Raw genomic sequence first — 3,112 nt, 5'->3', positions numbered from 1 at the left:
CGGCTGGCGAACGGCCGCCTGCACCGAGCCCACGATGAGCCCCGTGTCGCGCGCCACGGGTGCCTGCGCGGCGCCCGCGTCCGGAAGCGCGGCGGCCAGCGCCACCGCGGCCGCCCAGAACGTCTTCATCCTCATCTGATTCCCTTGCAACTGGTTGCCTGCGCTCAAATCTGTCGTATGAGCCAGGATTGTGCCAGGGGTTTGTTCTGCTACCGTCGCTGTGGCAGGGCGGAGGAGGTGCGGGCGTTCGGCGCACCCGGAGCCGACGAGCGCGTCCCGGCCATTGCGTGGACGTTCACGGGGCGCGCCCGGCGGCGCGCGCCAGGGCCACCGCCAGCGGCGGCCGGGGAACGGACGGAGCGGCCCGGTTCCCGCACGCCGTCCACGTGTTGCTCCAGGCGCCGGGAGCGGCCTGCGCTGCCTCACGGGCGGCGCGCCACAGCATACGCCCCAGGTAGGCTTCTTCCGCCACCCGCAGCCCCAGCCGGTTGCAGGTCATGTGCGCGTGGCTGCGCGCGATGCTCAATCGTGTCGCGTCGTCCGCGTCGGCCAGGCCCTGGGCAAGGTGCCGTGGCCCGTTCATCCACCGCAGCTCCCCGCCGTTGCCGTCGCCCGCGGCGAGGGACGCGAGCTCGTTCAGCATCCGCAGCCGCATCTGCTCCCCCCCGCGCGCGTACGCATCGTCGCCCCGCGCCACGAACGCGGCCAGGGGCGACTCCGGCGAAGGCGTGGACGCGGCCAGCTGGGCCAGGAACTCGTCTCCGTCGCGCGCGGCGAACCAGGCGTGTCGCACCCACGCCCGCCAGGCCTCGCCCAATCGCGCGGCGGGGGTGGGCATGGCCTCCGCCAGCCATGACAGGGCGTCCACGCTGGAAAGTGCGAAGGCTTCCAGGGTGCAGCCAAGGCGGGCGGGTCCGCCGTAGCGCTCCACCTCGAACCCGGGCGGCGCCTCGTGCAGGGAATTGTCCGCGAACACCACGTCGGCCACGTCACCCGCCTGGGAGTCCGTGGGAAGGATTCCGCGGTTGCGCTCCCGCACGGTCTCGTCCGGCAGCGTCCCCGTGGAGGGCGCGCGGGCCACGTAGTCCGCGAAGGCGGCGCGCACCCGTTCGCCCGAGGCCGTGTCCCGGCCGGGAGAGGGCCGCAGGCGCAGGCGCACGTGCGGGCCCCCCAGATTGTAGCGGATGAAGAACAGGGCCTCCACGTCGCCCTCCGCCGCAAGGTCCGCGGCCAGGGGAAGCACCAGCTCGCGCAGCAGCCGGTCACGGTCGTCGTGGTAGACCAGGTGGTAGGCGCGCCAGCCCGGCGCCGGGTCCGCCCCCGCCGCCCCCACCGTCATGCCGCCTCCGGGCGTGGCACCAGCCAGCGGGTCCAGGCGAACAGCACCAGCGGAACGTGCGCGGCCACGGGCTGCCCCAGCTGCCCCAGGACGCCGTGGTTCACCTCCCGCAGCAGCCGCAGGCGCGCGTCGGGGGAGCGTCCGTCGTCCGCGAGGATGATACGCAGCAGTTCGGGGAGCGGCGCCCACGCCGACGGCCCGCGTTCCGCCGCGTCCCACACGGAGCCGAACCGCGCCGCGTTGCCGGCCCCGATCACACGGGGCAGGGCGTCCAGCACCACCGCGGCGTCGCGCGCCATCCGCTCCTCGAGGTCCATGAGCAGCGTGGAAGCGTGGTGCGGCCAGGCGCCCCCGGCCTCGGGGTGAGCCCGCCGCAGCGCCGCGTCCACGTCCGCCACCCAGCGAACGGCGCTGCCCGTGCCCGCGGCCGTCCACGCCGCGAGGCCGGAAAGCAGGTCCCAGAGCGCCTCTTCCTCCGCCACGCCGGCCGTGAGCCACAGGGGATAGCCGTGCGCCGGATGGGCCGCCCACGCCACCGTGTTGTTAAGCGCGAAGCCCGGCTCCGCGTCCAGCGCCGACAGCTGCTTTCCGCGGCACTGCGCGTGGCGGGCAGCCAGCACGTCGTCGGGGAGCCGCTCGGGGCACGGATGCCGCGCCAGCCACGCCGCGAGCCGCGCGTCCAGCCGCGTCCGCAGGGCACCGCCCTGCCCCGCAGGGGCCGCCACGAGCACGAACAGGTGGGGGCCCCGCGCGTCGAAGCGCTGGAACCAGAAGCTCCGCGCCAGCCCCTCCCGCCGCAGGGCCAGGACCTCCGGAGCCAGGCACTCGGCCAGCAGGCGGTCGGCCGACGGGCGGCCCCACTGGTACACGTTGCAGGCCAGGTGCTCCATGGCGCTCACGGGTGCTGGATGACGAAGCCGGGCAAACGCAGCACGTCGCGCACGAACCGGTCGGTGGACCGCCGCCGCTCGTCCGGCCGCTGCAGGTGCGGCCGCAGGGGCTGCGCGTGGGCGGGCACGGGCAGTGACTCCAGCCACCCCTGCACGTCCGCGAGGTTCACCGAGCCGCCCCCCGGAAGCTCCAGGTACGGCACGGTCCCTTCGCGCATGCCCAGCGCCTGGTCCACGTAGGCGTGCATCTCGCTCCACCGGCACGCGTTGCGGGCAATGCGGGCACGGTGGACCGTCAGTTCCACGGCCTCGTCGGCCAAGCCCAGCAGGAACGGGCGCCGTGCCACGGCCCGCGCCACCGCCCGCACGGCGCCCGCCATGCGCGCGTCCGCAGCCTCCATCTCCCCACGGCAGTAGTGGTCGTACCCCACGGCGCCCAGGTACCAGCGCTCCGCCACGTCCAGCACGGAAACGTCGGCCACGTGCGCCGCGCGCACGCCGTCCCACGCCTGGTCCAGCATGCTGCGCCCCTCGTCCAGCCGGCCGCGCCGCAGCAGGGGAACCGCGTCCAGGATCAACGCCATCTCCCCGTTCAGGCGGCTGTACTCCGCCACCCAGCGCGAGCCCTCGTCTCCCGTGAGCCCCACGAGGTCGTACCAGGCGTACGGGCGTTCGTTGCAAGCGGTCGTGGCGTCCATTGCCGGCACAGGGCGAAATAGGATCGAATGCCGCGCACGGGCATGGGCGGCGGATGCGGAAGCGCGCGGCGCGCCGGATTGCCTCCCGGCGCGCCGCCCCGCGTCAGGGGGTGACGGACGGCTTGACCACCACCGTGGTGTTGGAGCAGTTGCTGTCGGAGCACACGCCGCCCGACACCTCCTCC

General features: G+C 74.6%; 3 protein-coding genes. All 3 read right to left on the bottom strand.

The window, feature by feature from the left end; all coding sequences use genetic code 11:
• Positions 1–295: 295 nt before the first annotated feature.
• The 3 genes from VFZ20_RS15805 to VFZ20_RS15795 are packed head-to-tail and all read right to left on the bottom strand — an operon-like array spanning position 296 to position 2,927.
• Complete coding sequence (locus VFZ20_RS15805; RefSeq protein ID WP_329684876.1) at positions 296–1,339, bottom strand: lantibiotic dehydratase C-terminal domain-containing protein; 1,044 nt, start codon at positions 1,337–1,339, stop codon at positions 296–298.
• Positions 1,336–2,229 carry a lantibiotic dehydratase C-terminal domain-containing protein gene (locus VFZ20_RS15800; RefSeq protein WP_329684875.1) on the bottom strand — a complete coding sequence of 298 codons (894 nt, stop codon included), beginning with the start codon at positions 2,227–2,229 and terminating at the stop codon, positions 1,336–1,338. Before VFZ20_RS15800 ends, VFZ20_RS15805 begins: the two co-directional genes overlap by 4 nt.
• Before the next feature lie 5 nt (positions 2,230–2,234).
• Entirely contained in the window at positions 2,235–2,927 is a 693-nt protein-coding gene (locus VFZ20_RS15795; protein WP_329684874.1) for a hypothetical protein, read from the bottom strand.
• Positions 2,928–3,112: the final 185 nt, after the last annotated feature.

It is taken from the genome of Longimicrobium sp., assembly GCF_036280135.1.
Classification (GTDB): domain Bacteria; phylum Gemmatimonadota; class Gemmatimonadetes; order Longimicrobiales; family Longimicrobiaceae; genus Longimicrobium.
This window is presented reverse-complemented; position numbering and strand designations above follow the sequence as displayed.

Excerpts from the sequence above, each read along its gene's own strand:
- VFZ20_RS15805 (WP_329684876.1), bottom strand. The coding sequence starts at position 1,339 with ATGACGGTGGGGGCGGCGGGGGCGGACCCGGCGCCGGGCTGGCGCGCC.
- VFZ20_RS15800 (WP_329684875.1), bottom strand. The coding sequence starts at position 2,229 with ATGGAGCACCTGGCCTGCAACGTGTACCAGTGGGGCCGCCCGTCGGCC.
- VFZ20_RS15795 (WP_329684874.1), bottom strand. The coding sequence starts at position 2,927 with ATGGACGCCACGACCGCTTGCAACGAACGCCCGTACGCCTGGTACGAC.